Source organism: Dolichospermum circinale AWQC131C, from assembly GCF_000426905.1.
In the GTDB taxonomy this organism is placed as follows: domain Bacteria; phylum Cyanobacteriota; class Cyanobacteriia; order Cyanobacteriales; family Nostocaceae; genus Dolichospermum; species Dolichospermum circinale.
The window spans coordinates 64,154-83,225 of record NZ_KE384595.1; the positions used below are offsets into that span (position 1 = coordinate 64,154).

Here is a 19,072-nt window from a genome sequence, read left to right on the forward strand (position 1 = left end):
ATATTTTCAGTTTAAATACTTAATTGTTTAACCATTATTTAAGAATAATTCTGGAAAAGGCTTATACTAGATGATCAAGTGCGGAATGTCGGTTTTCAAACATCCCCTTCGGCCATACCTCCACAACTCGGCTTTTCTGACTAACATAGCCAACCACTAATCGCGTTATGATAATAGATAGTCTGCTTGTAAATTATGATTGAGTGAATTATTCTGCCCCTGCTAATGACATTGACCTCAAGTCAATCTTCCCCTTTGAATTAGATCAATTTCAGAAAGAAGCGATTTCTTCCCTAAATGCTGACCGTTCAGTAGTGGTCTGTGCGCCCACAGGTTCAGGAAAGACCTTAATTGGGGAATACGCTATCTATCGTGCCTTATCTCGCGGGAAACGGGTATTTTACACCACTCCCCTCAAGGCGTTATCTAATCAAAAACTGCGAGACTTCCGCGAAAAATTTGGCTTTGATCAAGTTGGACTCCTGACGGGAGACGCTTCTATTCATCGAGATGCACCAATTTTAGTGATGACTACGGAAATTTTCCGTAATATGCTCTATGGCACGCCCATAGGTCAAATTGGCATCTCCTTAACAGATGTTGAGGCTGTAGTGCTAGATGAGTGCCACTACATGAATGATCGCCAACGGGGTACAGTATGGGAAGAATCCATTATTTACTGTCCTCGTTCTATCCAACTTGTAGCGCTTTCTGCTACCGTTGCCAACAGTGATCAACTGACCAGTTGGTTAAATCATGTTCATGGTCCAACAGACCTAATTTACTCTGATTTTCGCCCCGTTCCCCTAGAATTTAACTTCTGTAATCCCAAGGGCTTATTTCCGTTATTAAATGAAACTAATACCAAAATTAACCCCCGCTTGGTAAAAAAAGCTAAAAAGGGATATTGGGAAAAAGGTAAAGCTGGAAGACCAGAACCACCGGGGATTATTTATACCCTCAACCAACTACAAGAACGGGATATGTTACCGGCAATTTACTTTATTTTCAGTCGTCGAGGCTGTGATAAAGCGGTGGAAGAAGTTGGTGATTTATGGTTAGTTAATAATGATGAGTCTCAAATTTTACGTAAACAAATTGATGAATTTTTACGTAAGAACCCCGACGCAGCCAGGACTGGACAAGTTGCCCCATTATACCGAGGAATTGCCGCTCATCATGCGGGCATTTTACCAGCTTGGAAGGTATTAGTCGAAGAACTGTTTCAACAGGGATTAATTAAAGTGGTATTCGCTACGGAAACCTTAGCGGCAGGAATTAATATGCCTGCAAGAACTACAGTAATTTCTACTTTGTCTAAGCGGACTGATAACGGACACCGCTTACTTAATGCTTCGGAATTTTTGCAAATGGCAGGCCGCGCCGGTCGTCGAGGTATGGATTTACAGGGTTATGTAGTGACATTACAAACCCCCTTTGAAGGAGCTAAGGAAGCGTCTTATTTAGCCACATCTAAGGCTGATCCCCTTGTGAGTCAGTTTACACCCAGCTATGGTATGGTATTAAATCTCTTGCAAACTCATACCATAGAAAAAGCCAGAGAACTGATAGAACGCAGTTTTGGACAATATATGTCTAATTTGCATCTACAACCAGATTTTGAAGAATTAGGGCAATTTAAGGACGAATTAGCGCAAATTCAACGACAACTGGCAGCTATTGATGAAAATGAATTAATGGTGTATGAAAAATTGCGTCAAAGATTGAAAGTAGAACGGCAAATTTTCAAAACCTTGCAAGAACAAGCACAGGAGGACAGAAAAGCCCAATTGGCAATGATGCTAGATTTTGCCATATCTGGGACTATGTTGAGTCTTCAAGACAGAAGTTCCATGTCACCTTTACCGATAACAGTAGTATTAATTGATAAGGCTGTTAATTTCGGTGAAATCTCTTACTTTGTCTGCTTGGGACAAAATAATCGTTGGTATGTAGCAACTTCAGCAGATATATTAGATATGTATGCAGAAATGCCACGAGTAGAAGTACCAGATAATATTATCCCACCTTCAGAATTGAGCTTAAAAAGAGGACATTCTATACGTGGTGATGAAAGCACAATTACTATTGCTCAAAGCATTCCTAAACCAGAAGAATTTAATCATCTACCAACAGAAGTAAGAGAACAACTTAGCCGCTTAACCGCTGTTCAAGAACAGTTAGAAAATCATCCCATCTATAAATCGGGAAATATTGCCAAAATATTTAAAAATAGGGCGCGTTGTGTCGAATTAGAGGCAGAAATTGAACATTTAGAAGAGCAAATATCATTACAATCCCAAAGATACTGGGAGGAATTTCTTTGTTTAATTGAAATTTTGCAGTCATTTGAATGTTTAAATAATTTAATACCGACAAAATTAGGAGAGATTGCGGCGGCCATTCGTGGCGAAAATGAGTTATGGTTAGGTTTAGTCTTAGCCAGCGGAGAATTAGACAATATTGGTCCCCATAACTTAGCAGCAGTAGTAGCGGCTTTAGTGACTGAAAGCCCGCGTCCAGATACTAAAGTTGACTTTAGTTTATCCACGGAGGCAGATACAGCCTGGTTAGCATTGCAACCTATTCGCCGTTCTGTGTTAAAAGTGCAGTATCGTCATGGCGTGGCCTTACCAGTGGGCTTGGAAACTCGCTTTATTAGCTTGATTTCTCTAGTGGAACAGTGGGCGCTAGGGGTAGAGTGGAAGGTATTATGTCAGAAAACCACTTTAGACGAAGGGGACGTAGTGCGAATTTTACGCCGAACGCTGGATTTATTATCCCAGATTCCTCATGTACCTAATTTACCAGATGTATTGCGGCGTAATGCTCAAAGGGCTATACAGTTAATTGATAGATTCCCTGTAAATGAAGCAATGGAGTAAATCGGGAATAGATAACAGGGAACAGGGAATAGGGAATAGGGAATAAATTGGTTTGTACTTTATTAGATTAGGAAAGGCTATATTTTACTACTTATTATTAATTACAATTATTTTTAATAAAAGTAAAATACGCATAAGCGCATGAATAGACACCCCAGAAAATTTTCTCAGCCCATATACTTAGTTCCCTTTAATCAGGAAAATTCAATATCTCCAACTTTGCGACTTTGCGGCTTGGCGCGAAACATAATTTATACCACCATGAGAAAATCCCTCCTCATTTAAATAGTAACTAAAATTACCCACTTAATGATGGGATTAAAGCCAAAGTTTTCGTCTCAGCCAGGAGAAAGCGATCGCAGATAGTAAGTAATTCTACCTCAGTTTGTGCTTGTCGCATCATGCGGAGGAAACAACCATCAGTATCAACACTTAAAGCAATGTAGTTAAGAAACATTTTTAGGTAGCCGACCCGCGCTCGTTCTGGCATAGTTGACGCTGTGGGAGTTTGCCACAAACGGTCTATATAATTACGTACTTTCACTAAAGACACAGGTATAATAGGTTGTCCTGCTAAAGCCTGACGAATTTGATCAAATAGCCAGGGGTTCCCGATAGCCCAACGTCCCACCATGACACCTGCTGCACCGGTTTGAGAAAGCACCTCGATAGCAGTTGTGGCTGAGTTAATGTTACCATTAGCCAGCACTGGACAATCAACCCGTTTGACGGCTTGGGCAATTAAATCATATTTTACTACCCCGTGGTACATATCTTTGACTGTGCGACCGTGTAGACTTAATAAATCAATGTTTTGACGGGCAATTATATCGAGTATTTTATAAAAGTTATCTGTATTTTCAAAGCCTACGCGCATTTTAACGGTTAAAGGGCGGTCATTCACAACACACCGCAGTTCTGCTAAAATCCGCTCTATTTTTTCTGGTTCTCGTAGTAATCCACCTCCTACGTTTTTACGATAGATTCTGGGTGCTGGACAGCCCATATTCAAATCTATTCCCGCAGTATTATATTTACAGAGTTCTTTTGCTGTTCTTGCTAAGTCGGGAACACTTTCCCCAATCATTTGTGCAAAAACTGGGCTACCTGTATCATTTTCCGTGATTGCTGCCAAAATTTTAGGGTTGAGTCGTGAGGTATCATTTACGCGAAAATACTCGGTAAAAAAGTAATCAGGACTACCATAATGGGCGATGACTTTCATAAACCAGAGATTTGTCACATCTTGCATTGGCGCAAGGGCAGTGAGTGGTATTCCTTTTTGAAGTAGGGACATAGAGATAGGTAGCTTTTAATCAGGCATAACTGGAGTAAGGAATTGTTTATAAGGGAATTATTTCCACTTTTCTAGGTATACAGGGTGACTCTTTGATTTTTTATCATAGGACTTACGCAAGATTCATGGAATAACGAACCACTCCAGGCACAGAGGTCACGGATAAATGAGGATTTGAGAGATATTTTGCGTAAGTCCTGTATCATTTAGATACAAGTTTAAATTACATCTCTTCTTGATATTTTACCAGCAATGGGGGAATATAATCATAGCCGTCAATACCAATAATGGCGATCATTTTTTGGCGATTTTGTTGTAGCAGTAGTTGGAATTTGTCTACCCCAATTTGTCCTCTAATAATATTTAGTAAACTAGCTGGTTTTTGCCATTCTTGAGATGCAATTTGCTCTAAAAGATACATTCCTAAACTAGCATTGTAAACTGCTTGTTCATAATTAGCAAGATGATAATTAGCTTCAGCTAAATATGCTAAATTTCGGCCTTGTAAATACAAATCACCGGCAATTTGAGCAGTTTTCAAGGCATTTTCTAAATATTTAATTGCGGTTGGGTATTGTGCGGTAATTAAATAAGCAATACCTAAACTACTAAAACATAAAGCTTGACTTTGTAGATCACCTAATTTTTCTGCTAATTTTAACCCTTGTCCTAAATAGTTAATTGCAGTTTCATAAACTTCTGGTTCACTAATTTCTGTTTCTTTGGCTTGCATGACTTCGCTATAACCTAAGTTGACTAAAGCGTTAGCTTCCCCGGTTTTGTCTCCTGTTTGTCTGCTATAAATTAATGCCCGTTGACTATAATTAATGGCTTCACTATAATTTTGTTGTTGCACATAGGTGCGACTGAGGTGATTAAGATTAGCAATTTCACAGGTTTTATCACCCGCATTTCTAGCTATTTCTAAAGCTTGTTGATGAAAATTGAGAGAACGATCATATCTGCCTAAACCCCGCTGGGAATAACCCAATAAGGTCAAAATCCGAGCTTTTTCTTGAGTACCTGCGGCAGAACGCAAGGGAGCATCTAAATAATCTAAAGCATCACGTAAATAACTACCAGAAAATGAGGCAAAAATCCCTCCATATAGGGGAAAATAAGGGCATTGGGCAAAATTTCGCAAAATTTGTAGCATGATTTGAGAAGCAGCATTACTATATTTTACTGCTTGATTTTCAAAACCATTTGCTAATTGACTCCAAATTACTGCAAAGGTTAAATATGTGGAAATAGATAATTTTGGTCTGGCTTGAATATCATAAGCTTGTTGATAGCGAAGCGCTCCGTAGGAATCAAACCAAGTAATTAAACCTCTTTGTAAAAACTGTAAAACTATTGTTAATTCTACCCAATTACTTAAACTAATTCCCTGCTGTTTTTGGGTAAATTCTAGCGCTGATTGTTCTACTGCTAGAGTCTGAAAAAATACTTGGGGAATTTCACTATTGACTACTTTAGCCCAACTAGACCAAGGACTATTTTCTCCGGGTAAACCCCCAAATCCTAAAGTATTCTGTTGTTCATACATCCAATTAAGTAAATTTGCTTGTATTCTTTGCCAAGAGGCTATACCATGGGTAATACCCTCAGCAATTTGCCCAAAATCTTCATTAGCAGTTGCAAACTGTTGTAAAGACTTGGCTAACTGTTGCAGTTGGGATAAATTTAATGGGTACTTTTGATTAGGATCAATGGCTCGTAATAAAGCTGTTAATCTCTCATCTGCGGTGGCTGTGGTAATTTCCCGCATAGATAAGGATATGGCTTCAGTGGCTTTATTTTGTTCTTGCCACCGTTGCCATTGAGTTTGAATCGTTTTAGCGGCGCGTAAACTTCGGGTAGCCTTGGCTTTTTTCAGTTCATCCGTTTCCGAATCTACTTGAGATTGTATAATATTGAGGCGATCGCTCAAAACTAACTCAAATACTTCCCCAGTTCCAGAAGTAATACCCTTGAGTAACATTTGATAAACCTGCTCTACAGAGCTAATCTTACCCTTGAGAGTGGTTTGGATAATGTCATCAATTAAAGTCAGATATTGATCACGTAATGGTAGAGAATTTGACACTTTAGCTAATTGTAGCTGTAGCAGCTTTAAGTATGGGGAATTAGGAGCAACTAAAAATCATTCAGGAATCATTATAGCATTTCCTAATCCACCAATGAAAAAATTTATCTGTGTTGTTCTAGAGTTAATTCCTGGTTATAATTTACTAACTGCTTCCGCAATTTTCCCAGAAACAAAAGGCAAGATTTCCCGACTTTTTCCTTGTTCCTTCCCTTCTGTAAATACCACTAACAGATAAGGACGTTGATTTGGTAATTCAATATAAGCCGCATCGTGACGCACTGTGCTTGTCCAACCTGCTTTTGACCAGATTTGACCATTTTCCGGTAATCCACCGCCTAAGAAGCCTGTAACCTGATCTTCTTCAACATTTTGGGGTAATTCATCAGCATGAAGACTGCGTTTAAGTAACTTCATCATCCCTTGCGATCGCCCACTAGACACTGCCACCCCACCCACGATACTATGTAATAATCTAGCAGTGGCATCCGTTGTTAGCATATTGCGGTTTTCAAACATTTCCCCATAAAACGCCCTTTCCCGTCCATAGGGACCATCACCCCAGGTTTTTTGACAGACATTAATTGCATTTATTTCCTCCCAACCCAAGGACTGATAATAGCGGTTAACAATCTGACGCTGATATTTCCAGGTTTCAAAAGGACCAGGGGTTAACACAGGACCGGAAGTAGTACCGCTGAGAATATCAACAATTAAGCTAGTAGCATCATTACTAGAATCTACTATCATATCTGTCAAAGCTCGGTTTAGTTCGTCCGTTGTTTGACTCATGCCTTTTTCTAGCCATTCTTGCACCGCTACCAGGTAGAATAATTTTACCACACTAGCAGGATAAATACGTTCTCCCCCACGATAGCTAAATCCCCGGACTGGGTGTTCCCAGAAAGCATTGGGAGTCAGCGCACCACCTGTATTAACAGGTGCAGGAGGATCATATACAACCCAAGTCAGCGCAATTTGGTTAGGTGCTAAAGTCGAAAATTTTGTCCAAGTTGCTTCTAATATTTGATTACCGAGATTTTCTAGTTGTTTGTCTTGATTAAAAAAAACCATTTGTGAATAATTTCCTGATATTTTACTAGTGTAATCTTATCATTAGTTATTAGTCATTGATCATTGGTAATTAGTTATTGACAAATATCTCTCTTTTTCCTCTTACTTCTATTTTCCGTAAATCACTCGTAAATAAGTTTCAAAGTTTAGTAAAAGATGATTTTTTAATATCTTAAATATTAAATTAAATATTAAATATTATTGTAGAGACATTACATTGAATATTTCTAGATTCACTTCCTCCAGATGTTTATTTTATAGTCTTTTATTTTCTAACTAATTGAAAAATTAAACATTATTTTATTTAACTAGAATTTCCGCAGGCATAATTTATTTTTAAAACCTATATTTTTAATTCCTTGTTATTCATACTATTTTTTCAAGTAACGAATCTTGACTAGAATCATAGCTCTGTAAAATGGGATAGGATGTAAATAAATATTACAATATCTACCTTAGTTATTTACTAATATACCCATAAGTTGCTATATAAAATAGTTAAGATTTAATTAAAAAACAAATAAGAGGAGTTTAAATTATGTCCTCGACTAATATCAATAACCAGAAAGGTGAAAACTCAGTTAATCAGGAAATTGAAAACTCAGTTAATCAAAAGGGTGAAAACTGTCACCAAAAACTAGTGTGGACCTGTGATCCAAATAGTTATCCTCGTTGTACTGCTCAATGGTTAATAGAGTGTGATCTAATCTGCCATTTGCCATTTTCAGAAAACAGCAAAGATGGGTAATATCTTCTGGTTTTCTCGTTAATAGGTAAGGGCTAAAGCCCTTACTACTTTATACATATAAATTTATTTTCGCAATTTTTGACCTTTTAGCTACTCAAACCGCAACGAAAAATACAATACTTTAGATATTTTTATTTTGTTACCAAAATTTTGTAAAAACGTTTCATGAAACATCTTTACATCATTCTTAATGCGATATGGGTACAGGAATCAGCAATGAACCGGAGATAAACGCGGATAGGTTTGTACCTGGGTGAACTTTAAAATAAAATGGTATAAATAGTATACATGATATTGATGTTTTATCTCAACCTCTAACTAGTCAAGACTTTACCTAACTACTACAAAAAACCCTCGCCTATCATAAATCAACCTATTTGTCAATAGTATATTTGTTCTACCAGTCAAAGTACATTATTTGCTGAATAATTTTTCCCCAATTTACTCTTTCAAACCACTGCTAATTTGTAAAGTTTTGTATTTTTTTCAAAATTGACCTCTGAAACCACTATAAATAAAGGCTTTTGAAAATCATCTTTTAGCAGGGTAGAAAATTGACAATAGTAACCCAATTATGAAATTCTCAATAATTCTAGCAAATCGCCGAAAGTATTGCAAGCTCGTTCCTAAATAAAAATAATTCTCAATTAATTATTAAGAAAATCTAAAGTGGAATTTTCCTAAGTTATGAATATTAAAAGTATTATCCTATAATGATAAGTTTTAATTATAATTTATGGTTAACTCATTCATACGCAGTGATAAATAAAACTATAAACTCAAAGCACACCAGGAAAAAAGGACTTAAAAAAGATTATTTAAAATAATATCTGTGTCAGCGGTAAAGTATCTTGTAACTGATGGGATATGTTCAGGTCAAGAAATTATCTGCGTTTATCTGCGTCCATCTGCGTTCAATTATTACTGATTATTACCAAAACTCAAGATAGTTTAGATATGACATTAATGGTAAATTACATAATGTAGAGAAGATAATCCTGATACAGAGAACATTTCTACAAAAAATCATCATATTACCCATGTCCTTAAATCTAAATTCACAAATTCCCTATTCTCCTACAAATGAATATCAATGTACAACTAACCTCAATCTCTATGACTCCCCTGAATGTGTGCGGTTAGCAACTCAAGCTGCAACAGGACGACATTTACAAATAACATCAAATCATGAAAATAAAGCAGTTGAAGTCTGTTTATGTGAAGACGACTATCCAGGATGGTTGTCCAGGGAAGATTTGCAGTTTATTCAAGGGACTCAAACATTATATCAGCCCCAGTTGGTCTTAGCAACAGAAATTCAACAACGCATACCCGACATTATTGCTTTTACTCAAGCAGCAAAGGAACAAGATAATTATTATCTTTGGGGTGGTACAGTTGCACCTAATTATGATTGTTCTGGTTTCATGCAAGCCGCTTTTAAATCTGTAGGTGTTTGGCTACCAAGAGATGCTTATCAACAAGAGGCCTTTACTCAAATGGTTGATATTACTGAATTAAAATTAGGAGATCTAATATTTTTTGGAACTTCAAAAAAAGCGACTCACGTGGGTTTGTATTTAGGTAATGGTGATTATATCCACAGTTCAGGAAAGGATCAAGGCCGGAATGGTATTGGTATTGACCAACTTTCAGAACAAGGAGACAAAGTTAGTCAGTGTTATTATCAACAATTGCGTGGCGCTGGTAGAGTAATCAAAAGTTATGATGGTAACGGATAGATGAACCGTATTTTTCGACCTACCAAAACTATTTTAGTGACATACTTAATTTAATCCACAACCTGCAAATCTCTGACTTTCTCAAGAATTTGGGAATTTATATCCAATCAATTATCAGCTATAAAAAATGACTAATCATCAACCACCAATTTTAGATGTATCCGTAGTTATACCAATTAAAGATGAAGTAGAAAGCCTACCTTTATTACTAAAAGCAATTTCTTCCACTCTCACAGATAGTAAATTGAACTATGAAATTATTTGTGTAGATGATGGTTCTAGGGATGGTTCAGCGGAATTTCTCAAAGAACAGGCACAAATTCGTACTGATCTAAAAGTGGTGATTTTACGTCGTAACTATGGACAAACTGCGGCCATGTCTGCGGGCTTTAATTATGCTACGGCCAAGGTAATTGTGACTTTAGATGCTGATTTACAAAATGATCCGGCTGATATCCCCATGTTAATTACAAAGCTGGATGAGGGTTATGATTTAGTCAGTGGTTGGCGACAAAATCGCCAAGATGGGGCATTAAATCGCCTACTTCCTTCTAAAATCGCCAATTGGCTAATTCGTGGTGCTACTAGCGTGTATATTCATGATTATGGTTGTTCTCTCAAAGCTTATCGGGCTGAGTTAGTCGCGGATATGAATCTTTACGGGGAATTACACCGTTTTTTACCAGCATTAGCGTATATCGAAGGGGCGAGAATTACTGAAGTCCCTGTGCGTCATCATGCGCGGCGTTTTGGACAGAGTAAATATGGGATATCAAGGACATTTCGGGTATTAATGGATTTATTAACTATTCTATTTATGAAAAAGTTCCTCACCCGTCCCATGCACGTTTTTGGAATGTTAGGCTTAATTTCTATGGTTTCTGGTGCAGGAATAGGAATATACTTAACTTTGGTTAAATTGGTTTTTCATGTAGATATTGGTAATCGTCCTCTGTTGATTTTGGCGGTTTTGCTGCTAGTAACTGGGGTACAGTTGTTTTGTTTCGGTCTTTTGGCAGAATTGTTAATGCGGACATACCATGAATCTCAGGGAAGGCCTATCTATCGTGTGCGGGAAGTTGTGGCAAAAAATGTTAAGTAACGTAACAATGGTAAAATCATACTTTATAGGATTATTGCGTCTACCGTGAAAGCTTTTGATACTTTTGACGCTGCACTGCGGAAAAACTTACTCATGTTATTTGCCGCAGGTTTGTTTTTCTGGTCAAGTTTGTCCTCACTATTGCCGACATTACCTTTGTATATTGAACACATTGGTGCGAATAAGCAAGAAATTGGCATTGTTATGGGTAGCTTTGCCATTGGTATAATACTAATTAGACCATCCATGGGCGCTTTAGCTGATAACCGAGGCCGGAAAATAGTCTTACAGATGGGGATGTTTGTGGCAGCGATCGCTCCTTTGGGATATTTAGTGGTAAAATCGGTTATTCCCCTCATGTTGATTCGTGCCTTTCATGGTATTAGTATTGCTGCCTTTGCCACAGCTTACACCGCCTTAGTGGCAGATTTAACACCAGAACACCGTCGGGGGGAAGTTGTCGGTTACATGAGTTTAGTAAGTCCTTTGGGTGTGGGCATAGGTCCTGCCATAGGTGGGTTTTTACAAGCAACTGCTGGTTATACCCCATTATTTCTCTCATCTGCGGTTTTAGGATGTCTAGGTTTACTATCTATTATCCCCATTGTCAACCCACCTATTGCCATTCAACCAATTAACAGCAAAAATGATAACTTTTGGCAAATACTAACTAGTCCTCCCGTGCGGATTCCTGCTATAGTCCTATTATTGAGTGGTTTGACCTTAGGTAGTTTACATACTTTCATCTCCCTATTCATCAAATCAACAGGAGTGGATTTAAATCCAGGCTTATTTTTCTCCGTGGCCGCCATTTCCAGTTTTAGTTGTAGATTATTTACTGGTAAAGCTTCTGATCAATATGGACGTGGTTTATTTGTCACTATGAGTTTGATAGCTTATACTCTCTCTATCATCTGCGTATGGCAAGCAAATAGCACTTTCATGTTTTTATTAGGAGCATTAATGGAAGGCGCTGCTTCTGGTATACTAATTCCCATGATTTCCGTATTAATAACAGATAGAAGTTTACCCCACGAACGAGGTAGAATATTTGCTGTTTCTTTCATCGGATTTGATCTAGGTTTCGCTATAGCAGGTGCAATTTTGGGAACATTTGCTCAAACCTTTGGTTATCGTAGTATGTTTGGTTTTATCACGGGTTTAACAGTTCTGACGATTGTAGTTTTCTTGACTCAATCTAGCCGCAATATACCGGAATCTCTAGGTTTTGCCTTTGGTCGTAATCAAGATGTCTATGCTGTAAAATAATTTAACAGAAAAATAGCAACTTAAATATTAGAGGAAAATTACTGGCTGGATTAAATTTATTATGTCTCTAAAACAAGAAACAAAAAAATATTATAAATGGGTTTGGGATGTATCCCTGGGTGGTGAATTTGATGATTGGGGTACTAGTACATACTTCATGGAAATTGGCAATACTTTATATCCTCTTAGACAAATAGAAGTCTATGAAAATGGCAACGTTTTATTTTATGATCATAGCCACTTCTTAGACGATTATGGGATGTTGTGTGATCAGAAAATAGATATACTAGACATACAAGAATTTGAAATTACTCAAGCAGAATTTGAGCAGGTATGGCAGACAAAAATTCCCATCAATAGACCCCTCATGAAAAAGAATGTAGAGTCGAGAATCCCTAACCAGATTAATTCTCTACAAAGGTTCTAGGATGAGCATATTAAATTTAATTTAGTTTCTGGTTTTCTGAAAACATCTGATAGATAGTTTTGATATAAGTCTATTTTCTGATAGGATCAATAATACATACGGTAACACAGCAGATTTCAACTTCGTGAAGTACAAACATACCCCAACCCTGCCCTGAATTGAAATATATCTTGTAAATCTAAAATAGGCCGTCATATTCTGCCTTCCAAACTCCATGCAGCACGAAACTCAACTAAGTCTCTTTGATAATTCTAGTTTAAACCAGCGATCGCTAATTCCTGTCAACGGACAAATTCCCATTGTCCCCGGAACTTATGAGAATATGGGAGAATTAGAAAAACACTGTCATCACTGTCACCGTTGTCCATTAGCAGCCAACCGGACTCATGCTGTAGTTGGCCGTGGTAACCCCCAAGCCAAAATTATGATTATCGGGGAAGCACCGGGAAAAAACGAAGACGAAACAGGTTTACCATTCGTCGGTAGATCAGGACAACTACTAGAAAACATCTTAGCATCAGTTCAATTAAGTACAGATACAGATATATATATAGCCAATATTTGTAAGTGTAGACCACCGGAAAATCGCGTCCCTACAGGAGAAGAAATAGCGGCTTGTAAACCCTATTTATTAGAGCAAATTCGCTTAGTTAACCCAAAAATCATTTTATTGACAGGTGCAACCTCAGTTAAAAGTGTAATTGGAGACAAACGACCTATTACTAAAATTCGTGGTCAATGGTTGGAATGGGAAGGACGCTTATGTATGCCTATTTTTCATCCCTCCTACTTATTGCGTAACCCTTCGCGGGAACAGGGAGCGCCGAAATGGCTCATGTGGCAAGATATACAGACAGTCCGTGATAAGTTGGATGAAATCAAAACAAAAGACAAAAATTAAGCATTACATCACCAATTACCATCTTTAACTCGTCAATACTCCTGTAACTTGGTAAAGTTAGAAAATCAAAATATTTAAATCATCAGATTTTTACTATTAAAACATGGGCAGCCAGAGAAAAACGTACTGGGAACTTGATTTTTACTCCCGTCCAATTTTGGACGAAAACCAGAAAAAAGTGTGGGAAATGTTAGTTTGTGAAAGTCCCGTAGATATTGGTACACCGACAGATACTCTGTTTCGCTATGCTAAATACTGCCCTAGTACCCAGGTAAATTCTGGTTGGTTGCGGACAGCAATACAGGAAGCTATAGATAAAGCGGGTACAGTGCCTACCAAAATCCGCTTTTTCCGTCGCCAAATGAATAACATGATTACAAAATCCTGCGAAGACGTGGGAATACCCGCAGCACCGAGTCGTCGTACCTTAGTTCTTAATCAATGGATACAGCAGCGCATGGCAGAAGTTTACCCCCAAGAACCGGGATATCAGGGAGTGACTAATCCTTCGGTGCGTTTAGATAGACCTTTACCCCAGCGTTTACCAGATGCCTTAGAAGGAAAACAATGGACTTTTGTTACCTTACAAGCAAGTGATTTTGCTGATATGCCAGATTGGGAAATAGGCTTTGGTGAAGCCTTTCCCCTAGAATTAGCGCAATTGTCCCCAGAAACCCGCATTCCAGGGATTTTGATTTTCTCCCCCAGGGCTTTACCAATAGCCGCTTGGATGTCGGGTTTAGAAATGGCTTATTTGCGCTTTGATACCAGTAGTGGAAACAGATTGATTTTAGAAACTGGGGCTACGGAAAGTTGGGTTGTAGCTAATATCCGCACCCCCGAACTTTTAGCGGAAGCACAAGGCTTTGCTGTAGCCAAAGAACAAGCCAATGGAGTCCATTTTATCGGAGTCCAGTCCGATTCTCAATCCCAAGATTTTGCGGGCTTTTGGCTGTTACAAGAAATCAATTTGCCATGAGGGTACAAGCAGGGATAAGCTCTAAACTGGTGCAAATGAGTGTTTCTTATCTGTTCCCTGTTCCCTGTTCCCTGTTCCCTTTTTTGTAACTGTTGATGACACGCTAATGGGATAATGATATGCGACGATTAAGCGGTTTATATCCAAAATCCATAATTCATAAGGGGACATGGGTTCTGTAAATTTGTTACAAGATACACTAGCGGAACAGTTACTAGAACTTGCCTTCAAATCTGGTGCTGAGGCGGCAGAGGTGTACCAATCAAGATCGCTTTCTCGACCGGTTTTTTTTGAGGCCAACCGTCTCAAACAAATAGAAACCAGTCAATCTGAAGGTACAGCCCTGCGGTTATGGCGGGATGGTTGTCCCGGTTTGACGGTAGCTTATGGTGATGTTGATCCCCAGGCTATGGTGGAGAAATCTTTGGCACTGAGTCACTTAAATCCACCAGAAGTAGTAGAATTAGGGAGTCATGGCGGGCTATATTACCCGGATTTAGGCACATCTGTATCTGTTGAAAGGTTGATTAATTGGGGTAAAGAGGCGATCGCTTTGATTCGTGATGTCTATCCAGATGTCCTTTGTCATAGTGAATGGGAATGTGATCTAGAGAACACTAGACTAATCAACAGCCAAGGTTTAGACTCTCATTACACTGACACCACACTTAGCTGCTATATGTCAGCAGAATGGGTCAGAGGTGATGATTTTCTCAATGTTGCTGATGGCCAAACCCAACGAGATCAACTTCACCCAGAGAAAGTAGCCAATCAAATTTTACAGCGCTTAAATTGGGCTAAGGAAAATGTTCCTAGTCCCAGTGGTCGTTGTCCTGTCTTGTTCACTTCCAAAGCAGCAGATATGCTGTGGGGAACTGTGCAAGCAGCTTTGAATGGTAAACATATCCTCGAAAAATCTTCTCCCTGGGTTGATAGGTTAGGTAAACCAGTAATTGCACCCACCCTGACCCTTTACCAAAACCCAGCCGCAGGTCCCTATAGCTGTCCCTTTGATGATGAAGGTCAACCTACCCAGTCATTAATATTTATCGAAAATGGAATTTTACGGAATTTTTATAGCGATCGCACTACGGGACAAAAATTAAACACTGGTAGCACTGGTAATGGTTTCCGTCCTGGTTTAAGTAGTTATCCCACACCGGGGCTATTTAACTTCCTAATTCAACCTGGTGATCTTTCCTTATTAGACTTGATTAGAAAGATGGATGATGGCTTAATTATCGATCAAATGTTAGGTAGTTGTAGCGGACTATCTGGTGATTTTTCTATTAATGTTGACTTAGGATATCGGGTAAAAAACGGTCAAATAATTGGCCGGGTAAAGGATACAATGGTAGCAGGAAATGTTTACACAGCCCTGAAACAAGTGGTACAACTCGGTGGAGACGCAGATTGGAATGGTTCTTGTTATACACCATCACTGATAGTAGAAGGACTATCTATTACGGGGAAAAATAGTTAAAATGCCAATATTACCGCCTTTATGCGTCATCTTTTATATGCCCCAAATACCAAAGTAGCTATGGGTTGTTACCATACATTAGAAAGAACTAAATAATTTAAACCTTGTAGAGAGGAATTTACCTTTCTACAAGCTGTTTAGCCAATTTCTAAAAGCCTTTAATGTCGCATTTCTTCCTATAGTTCTACTCTTCTGTAAAGATTCAGGAATCACTTCAATTAAAGGTAAATTAGGAAAATTTAAACTAGATTTAGATTCCACATAAACACCATTTTGTAAAAGATTAATTTGCAAAATTCCGTTTTCAAACCGCCATACTTCAGGAACTTGCAAACTTTGATATATATTCAAATGGGTACGGGAAGTAATATCAATTTCTAAAGCTAAATCTGGAGGAGGGTCAATTGTTAAATCCAATCTTTTTTTCCCCCGAATTACAGCCTCATTTTGAATATAAAAACATTGATCAGGTTCTATACCTTGTGCCATAAATTGATTTTTAAAGGTCGTAGAACCAAGACTAATAAATTCAACATCTAACTGTTCTAACAATGCTTTGACTAAATCACTAATAATTTCTTTATCAAATTCATGTTCTGGTAAAGGACTCATAATTTCTAATATTCCCCTATCATAAGCAATTCGCGCAGCCCGGTGTTCTCCCAATTCTGCAATAATTGTTTCTAATTCTTTCCAAGTCACATTTTCTAATATAACTCTTTGTCCTGGTGGTACATGAATGCGCTTTAATTCTAACAACATCATTGCCACTCCTTATGATTTGAATTTTTTAATATTATAACATCGGATATCCCCAACTTATTGAAGATGTCGGGAATATAACCAACACCATGATATAATTATCAGGATATAATTGAATTAATCTTCACCATATCTACAAGGGTATGATTATTTGGCAACCAGGGCAACAAATTAATAACGGTAGATTTATCATTCAAGGTAAACCCTTGGGTAGTGGTGGTTTTGGGACTACTTATAAAGCCTTAGAACCCAGCACGGGTAAATTATACGCCATTAAAACCCTCAACCAGCAAATGCAATTGCGAGAGGATTTTCCAGAACAACAAGTTAAGTTTATTAACGAAGCCTTGACAATTAAAGGTTTTGATCATCAGCATATTCTCAAAGTCCATGAAGTCATTCAATCAGGTGAGCTTTTTGGCGTAGTGATGGAATATATTGATGGAGTAACTTTATTTCAATATAAAGGATGTAAAGGATGGTAATTTATAGATGGTTTGTTGGTGATGAAAGTTGTATTTGTCAGAAATCAGGATATACGGTTACTGAGCGAAGTCGAAGTACAGGATTAAAGGATTTACAGTATTATGTCAGCATTATGTCAGCAAGAGATTTATTTCATCAAGCAGTTGTCAACGCATTATTAAAAGAACAATGGTTAATTACTCATGATCCATTAGAGGTAGAATTAGAAGATACAACATTGAAAATTGATTTAGGTGCAGAAAGATTAATTGCAGCCGAAAAAGGAGAAGAAAAGATTGCTGTAGAAATTAAAAGTTTTGCTAGTAACTCAGCAGTAAGTGAATTTCATACAGCATTAGGACAATTTCTCAATTATCAAATAATGTTAGAAGAAACAGAATCACAAAGAGTATTATATTTAGCAGTTCCCGAAGAAACTTACAAATCCTTTTTTCAAACTCGACTTGCTAAAATAGCAGTAGAAAGACATAAAGTTAAAATCATAGTCTATAATCCAATAATGGAGGTAATTGTCAAATGGCAAATTTAGAAAATTATCGTCAATATATTCAAACTATACTCCAAGAACATAGTCAATTTAAACCTAAATATGATGAAATAGATAATGAATTGATTTTTGATACCATTCATGATCATTATCAATTGTTTCGTGTTGGTTGGAACGGTTTAACGCGGGTTTATCATAGTGTGATTCATTTTGACATTAAAAATAACAAAATCTGGATTCAACAAAATACCACAGAAACAGATTTAGCTCAAGAATTAGTCAATATGGGAGTACCAAAAGAGGATATTGTTTTTGGTTTACAACCACCATACAAACGTCCTTATACTGGTTATGGGGTAGCTTAATTTCTATTTCTCAAGATGTCGGGGATCTAACCAAGGCCATGATATAATTACCATGATATAATTAAATTAATCTTCACCATATCTACAAGAATATGATTATTTGGCAACCAGGGCAAGAAATTAATAACGGTAGATTTATCATTGAAGGTAAACCCTTGGGTAGTGGTGGTTTTGGGACTACCTACAAAGCCTTAGAACCTAGCACGGGTAAATTATACGCCATTAAAACCCTCAATCAGCAAATGCAATTGCGAGAGGATTTTCCAGAACAACAGGTTAAGTTTATTAACGAAGCCTTGACAATTAAAGGTTTTGATCATCAGCATATTCTCAAAGTCCATGAAGTCATCCAATCAGGTGAGCTTTTTGGCGTAGTGATGGAATATATTGATGGAGTAACTTTATTTCAATATATTAAACAAAATGGACAACTTACCGAAAGCGAAGCACTATTATATATAGATCAAATTGGTCAGGCTTTAGAATATGTTCACGCTAAAGGCAGTTTACACCGCGACATTAAACCTGCAAATATTCTTTTACGTCAAAATAAACAAGAAGCGGTTTTAATTGACTTTGGTTTAACTCGCAGTATTGCTACTAAAAGTATGACTGCTTCTTTAACGGAAGGTTATGCACCTATTGAACAATATCGTCGCAAAGGGAGTTTTGGACCCCATACCGATGTTTATGCTTTAGCTGCTACTTTATATTATCTGCTCACGGCTGATGGACTCAATAAAGAGGGTGAATTTAGTCCCGTACCCGCACAAAACCGGAAATATGATGATGAACCTTTACCAGAACCAAAACATTATAATTCTGGCATTAGTCAGAGGGTGAATGATGCTATTTTAGCAGGGATGGAAATAGAACCGGAAAACCGGACTCCGACGGTGTTGAAGTTTCGGGAAAATTTGGGTTTGGTAAGAACCCCACCCCCTAACCCCCACCCCGTAAGGGAAGTAAGAACCCC

Annotated in this window: 16 protein-coding genes; 12 read left to right on the forward strand and 4 right to left on the reverse strand. The window is 37.7% G+C overall.

Going from position 1 to position 19,072, the window contains the following annotated elements; translation table 11 throughout:
* Positions 1–203 precede the first annotated feature (203 nt).
* Entirely contained in the window at positions 204–2,885 is a 2,682-nt protein-coding gene (locus tag ACIR131C_RS0104800) for a DEAD/DEAH box helicase (RefSeq protein WP_028089283.1), read from the forward strand.
* Positions 2,886–3,183: 298 nt separating this feature from the next.
* Here ACIR131C_RS0104800 and ACIR131C_RS0104805 read toward each other — a convergent pair whose 3' ends face one another.
* From ACIR131C_RS0104805 to ACIR131C_RS0104815, 3 genes are all read right to left on the reverse strand, one after another.
* Positions 3,184–4,182 (reverse strand): tRNA-dihydrouridine synthase family protein, encoded by a 999-nt coding sequence (locus ACIR131C_RS0104805; RefSeq protein ID WP_035371512.1) that lies wholly within the window; start codon positions 4,180–4,182, stop codon positions 3,184–3,186.
* A 223-nt stretch (positions 4,183–4,405) separates the two neighbouring features.
* Complete coding sequence (locus ACIR131C_RS0104810) at positions 4,406–6,271, reverse strand: tetratricopeptide repeat protein (RefSeq protein WP_028089285.1); 1,866 nt, start codon at positions 6,269–6,271, stop codon at positions 4,406–4,408.
* Positions 6,272–6,406: 135 nt separating this feature from the next.
* Entirely contained in the window at positions 6,407–7,345 is a 939-nt protein-coding gene (locus ACIR131C_RS0104815; protein WP_028089286.1) for a serine hydrolase, read from the reverse strand.
* Between the two features lie 1,788 nt (positions 7,346–9,133).
* Here ACIR131C_RS0104815 and ACIR131C_RS0104825 point away from each other — a divergent pair.
* From ACIR131C_RS0104825 to ACIR131C_RS0104855, 7 genes are all read left to right on the forward strand, one after another.
* Positions 9,134–9,835: a C40 family peptidase gene (locus ACIR131C_RS0104825; RefSeq protein ID WP_028089288.1), complete on the forward strand. Its 702-nt coding sequence runs from the start codon at positions 9,134–9,136 to the stop codon at positions 9,833–9,835.
* A 127-nt stretch (positions 9,836–9,962) separates the two neighbouring features.
* Positions 9,963–10,937 (forward strand): glycosyltransferase family 2 protein, encoded by a 975-nt coding sequence (locus tag ACIR131C_RS0104830; protein ID WP_028089289.1) that lies wholly within the window; start codon positions 9,963–9,965, stop codon positions 10,935–10,937.
* A 45-nt stretch (positions 10,938–10,982) separates the two neighbouring features.
* Positions 10,983–12,206 (forward strand): MFS transporter, encoded by a 1,224-nt coding sequence (locus ACIR131C_RS0104835; RefSeq protein WP_028089290.1) that lies wholly within the window; start codon positions 10,983–10,985, stop codon positions 12,204–12,206.
* 61 nt (positions 12,207–12,267) lie between these two features.
* Positions 12,268–12,633, forward strand: coding sequence for a hypothetical protein (locus ACIR131C_RS21925; RefSeq protein WP_051289429.1), 366 nt, complete (start codon positions 12,268–12,270; stop codon positions 12,631–12,633).
* A gap of 214 nt (positions 12,634–12,847) precedes the next feature.
* Complete coding sequence (locus ACIR131C_RS0104845) at positions 12,848–13,534, forward strand: uracil-DNA glycosylase (RefSeq protein WP_028082190.1); 687 nt, start codon at positions 12,848–12,850, stop codon at positions 13,532–13,534.
* Positions 13,535–13,637: 103 nt separating this feature from the next.
* A complete protein-coding gene (locus ACIR131C_RS0104850; RefSeq protein ID WP_028089291.1) occupies positions 13,638–14,513 on the forward strand; it encodes a Tab2/Atab2 family RNA-binding protein in 876 nt (291 codons plus the stop codon).
* 169 nt (positions 14,514–14,682) lie between these two features.
* The gene (locus tag ACIR131C_RS0104855) at positions 14,683–15,996 is read left to right on the forward strand and encodes a TldD/PmbA family protein (RefSeq protein WP_028089292.1); all 1,314 of its coding nucleotides are present in this window, start codon (positions 14,683–14,685) and stop codon (positions 15,994–15,996) included.
* 126 nt (positions 15,997–16,122) lie between these two features.
* Here ACIR131C_RS0104855 and ACIR131C_RS0104860 read toward each other — a convergent pair whose 3' ends face one another.
* Positions 16,123–16,758, reverse strand: coding sequence for a Uma2 family endonuclease (locus ACIR131C_RS0104860; protein ID WP_028089293.1), 636 nt, complete (start codon positions 16,756–16,758; stop codon positions 16,123–16,125).
* Between the two features lie 143 nt (positions 16,759–16,901).
* Between ACIR131C_RS0104860 and ACIR131C_RS0104865 the strand changes: the two genes are divergently transcribed.
* The 4 genes from ACIR131C_RS0104865 to ACIR131C_RS26585 form a co-directional block, all read left to right on the forward strand.
* Entirely contained in the window at positions 16,902–17,243 is a 342-nt protein-coding gene (locus tag ACIR131C_RS0104865) for a protein kinase domain-containing protein (protein WP_028089294.1), read from the forward strand.
* 113 nt (positions 17,244–17,356) lie between these two features.
* Positions 17,357–17,773 (forward strand): XisH family protein, encoded by a 417-nt coding sequence (locus ACIR131C_RS0104870; RefSeq protein ID WP_028082186.1) that lies wholly within the window; start codon positions 17,357–17,359, stop codon positions 17,771–17,773.
* Positions 17,761–18,096, forward strand: a complete 336-nt coding sequence (locus tag ACIR131C_RS0104875) for a XisI protein (protein ID WP_028082185.1) — start codon at positions 17,761–17,763, stop codon at positions 18,094–18,096. The genes ACIR131C_RS0104870 and ACIR131C_RS0104875 overlap by 13 nt, the downstream gene beginning before the upstream one ends.
* A gap of 92 nt (positions 18,097–18,188) precedes the next feature.
* On the forward strand, positions 18,189–19,072 hold an 884-nt coding region (locus tag ACIR131C_RS26585; protein ID WP_035371513.1), incomplete at its 3' end, for a serine/threonine protein kinase.

Bases quoted from the DNA above. Each gene is read 5' to 3' on its own strand.
- ACIR131C_RS0104845 (WP_028082190.1), top strand. From the start codon at position 12,848: ATGCAGCACGAAACTCAACTAAGTCTCTTTGATAATTCTAGTTTAAAC.
- ACIR131C_RS0104815 (WP_028089286.1), bottom strand. From the start codon at position 7,345: ATGGTTTTTTTTAATCAAGACAAACAACTAGAAAATCTCGGTAATCAA.
- ACIR131C_RS21925 (WP_051289429.1), top strand. From the start codon at position 12,268: ATGTCTCTAAAACAAGAAACAAAAAAATATTATAAATGGGTTTGGGAT.
- ACIR131C_RS0104825 (WP_028089288.1), top strand. From the start codon at position 9,134: ATGTCCTTAAATCTAAATTCACAAATTCCCTATTCTCCTACAAATGAA.
- ACIR131C_RS0104865 (WP_028089294.1), top strand. From the start codon at position 16,902: ATGATTATTTGGCAACCAGGGCAACAAATTAATAACGGTAGATTTATC.
- ACIR131C_RS0104875 (WP_028082185.1), top strand. From the start codon at position 17,761: ATGGCAAATTTAGAAAATTATCGTCAATATATTCAAACTATACTCCAA.
- ACIR131C_RS0104830 (WP_028089289.1), top strand. From the start codon at position 9,963: ATGACTAATCATCAACCACCAATTTTAGATGTATCCGTAGTTATACCA.
- ACIR131C_RS0104850 (WP_028089291.1), top strand. From the start codon at position 13,638: ATGGGCAGCCAGAGAAAAACGTACTGGGAACTTGATTTTTACTCCCGT.
- ACIR131C_RS0104870 (WP_028082186.1), top strand. From the start codon at position 17,357: ATGTCAGCAAGAGATTTATTTCATCAAGCAGTTGTCAACGCATTATTA.
- ACIR131C_RS0104805 (WP_035371512.1), bottom strand. From the start codon at position 4,182: ATGTCCCTACTTCAAAAAGGAATACCACTCACTGCCCTTGCGCCAATG.
- ACIR131C_RS0104860 (WP_028089293.1), bottom strand. From the start codon at position 16,758: ATGTTGTTAGAATTAAAGCGCATTCATGTACCACCAGGACAAAGAGTT.
- ACIR131C_RS0104855 (WP_028089292.1), top strand. From the start codon at position 14,683: ATGGGTTCTGTAAATTTGTTACAAGATACACTAGCGGAACAGTTACTA.